The sequence below is a fragment of the Carboxylicivirga mesophila genome (genome assembly GCF_018271975.1).
In the GTDB taxonomy this organism is placed as follows: domain Bacteria; phylum Bacteroidota; class Bacteroidia; order Bacteroidales; family Marinilabiliaceae; genus Carboxylicivirga; species Carboxylicivirga mesophila.
Map to the genome: position 1 here is coordinate 1 of NZ_JAGUCN010000052.1, position 2,916 is coordinate 2,916.

Annotated in this window: 1 protein-coding gene; it reads right to left on the bottom strand. The window is 45.0% G+C overall.

Annotation, left to right across the window (positions count from 1 at the left end; translation table 11 throughout):
• Positions 1 to 951 precede the first annotated feature (951 nt).
• Positions 952 to 2,355, bottom strand: a complete 1,404-nt coding sequence (ahcY, locus tag KEM09_RS21665) for an adenosylhomocysteinase (protein WP_212232023.1) — start codon at positions 2,353 to 2,355, stop codon at positions 952 to 954.
• Positions 2,356 to 2,916: the final 561 nt, after the last annotated feature.

Sequence of the window (2,916 nt, forward strand, 5' to 3'; positions counted from 1 at the left end):
TCCATCAAACAAGGACTGGATAGATTTAAATTAAAATACGAGGGTTATAGACTAGCCATGAGTATATTAAACAATAATAATGGTAAAGGGTAGTTCGCCAAGGGGGAAATCCATTTGCGCTAGTGAAAACCTGGTTAATGGCTTTTATTGCATAAATCAAAACCGTGTTTTGATAGAGCGAGGGCCTGTTCCATTGGCGGGCCAGCGGTGGGATACACTAATTTTTTCCTCTGACCTACCAGGCATAGCAGAAGTAAATAATTGCGGTAATAACGCAGGTACAGTGCAATGGAAGCTTCAATGGAACTAGACTTTTGGTTTCCTTTGGGGCAATGCCAAAGGAAAGGAACAAAACTAAGCACCAAAAAGCATTGTCCTCAATCCGGACCATTGTCATTAAGTTAAGGGTTTTAAGTGCCTTTAAACACCTCCCCATATTACCCCAAACCCCTAAAGGGGCTAACCTTGCGCGCTGTTCCCTTTAGGGAAGCAAAGGGTGAGCGTGAGGGAGGCTGCTAACTTAATGACATTTTCAAGCCGGACAGGCTGCTTCTTTTTGCTTGATAAAAAAGAAGCCAAAAAATCAAGACTACAGCACTCGTCTACCCACTAACATTTCATTACAGGGAAGATTTACATTTCATGCTCCAAATCTTCCTTTCTTTCACTCAATGAGTGGGTCCCAGACTGCGTTGCCGAGGTCAGGGCTTGAACAATCATTTGGTTCTGCATGCTCCTGGCCCATTCGAAACTGTGTTTAGACGTTGCACGGGTCTGCTGAAATTGGTTCGCATAAAGGAACAATCCACATTAACCAAGCCGCCACTAAAAATCTTCCCCTGGGGGAAGTGGCTGTAAGCCGATGGGGGAAATCCATTTAAACGGATGAAAGACAAAAAAGCCGCTCTCGCAGTGAGAACGGCTCTATATGATATTGCTACTATTAACTAATTAGTAACGGTAGTGCTCTGGCTTATATGGGCCATCAGGATTAACACCGATATAAGCAGCCTGCTCATCGCTCAGGCGAGTTAGCTTAACGCCTAACTGAGCCAGGTGTAGGCGAGCTACTTCCTCATCAAGGTGCTTAGGCAATGTATAAACGCCTACCTCGTAGTTGTTCTTCCAGATTTCAATCTGAGCCAGTGTCTGGTTGGTAAATGAGTTACTCATCACAAAACTTGGGTGGCCTGTTGCATTACCCAGGTTCACCAAACGACCGCGCGACAACAGGATGATGCTATGTCCGTCAGGGAACTCAAACTGATCTACCTGTGGCTTGATATTGATTTCCTTAATACCAGGGTAGTTCTCCAGCTTCTCTACCTGTATCTCATTATCGAAGTGACCGATGTTACACACAATGGTCTGGTCCTTCATCTGCTTCATGTGCTCAAGGGTAATCACATCTTTGTTACCGGTTGTGGTCACCACAATATTGGCTTCACTCAAAGCATCCTCAACAGTTGATACCTCATAACCTTCCATAGCTGCCTGTAATGCACAGATAGGGTCAATCTCGGTAACAATCACACGGGCACCAAAACCACGCATACTTTGCGCACAGCCTTTACCCACATCACCGTATCCGCATACTACCACTGTTTTACCGGCTACCATCACGTCAGTACCGCGCTTGATACCATCGGCCAAACTCTCGCGACAGCCATACAGGTTATCAAACTTCGACTTGGTTACTGAGTCGTTTACGTTAATAGCAGGGAACAGCAACTCACCGCGCTCCATCATCTGGTACAAACGGTGTACACCAGTAGTGGTTTCTTCACTCACACCCTTAATGCCGTCGGCTACCTTCTTCCAGCGCTGTGGGTCTTCGTTAAAAGTACGCTTCACCAAAGCCATCAGCTCGCGGAAGTCCTCACCTTCGCCACTGTAGTCAGCATCCAGGATAGCTGCATTGCTTAATGCTTCAACTCCTTTATGGATCATCAAAGTAGCGTCGCCTCCATCGTCCACAATCATATCCGGACCAAGGCCATCACCAAAGTTCAGGGCTTTTTCGGTACACCACCAGTACTCTTCCAGTGTCTCACCTTTCCAGGCAAACACAGGCACTCCAGCTTCGGCAATAGCAGCTGCTGCATGGTCTTGTGTACTGTAAATGTTACAGCTACACCAGCGTACATCGGCACCCAGCTCTACCAGCGTTTCAATCAATACAGCCGTTTGAATAGTCATGTGTAACGAACCCATTACACGCGCCCCTTTCAAAGGCTTTTCGGCACCGTACTTGGCGCGAAGGGCCATCAAACCAGGCATCTCCTTCTCGGCGATGTTAATCTCTTTTCTTCCGTAATCAGCCAAACTCAGGTCAGCTACTTTATAATCAGCCATAACTGTTATTTTATTTTTGTTGTTATCGGTATTTAAAAAGGACTACAAAAGTAGTAAAAATTGTTTGAAAAAGCTGAGGGATAAGAACTAGCGCTTATTAGTAAAGTCTGTGGGACAGTTCCTGTTTAAACCATTATTCTGGCTAAGACTTTCAGCTGATGTCTCATGGCTGATAGCTTATAGGAAGAACAAACAGGCGGGTTCTAATGCGCCTAAACATCGTTCTAATAATCAACATTCAACCCATTTCAGGGTTGCATACTCTCCTTTTTCAGTACCCCGCGCTTCGCACGGGGCTATTATAGTTAATGTCCTGTAGACATTTTTACCCTGAAAGGATTGTACAATAATAACCATGGGTGAAGCCCATGGAATAAGAGCGAATCACAAAAAGAACCCCGAAGCGGGTTCAACTAAGGATTAGTAATCATATCTAGTAATTGATTCATTCCTGGAAAAGCCATTGGCTCATGACTATTAGCGTGGTAAGACAAACCAATGTCATTGGGCCCAAACATCGTTCTAATAATCAACATTCAACCCATTTCAGGGTTGCATACT

Coding starts and splice junctions, on each gene's coding strand:
- ahcY (WP_212232023.1), bottom strand. CDS start 2,355: ATGGCTGATTATAAAGTAGCTGACCTGAGTTTGGCTGATTACGGAAGA.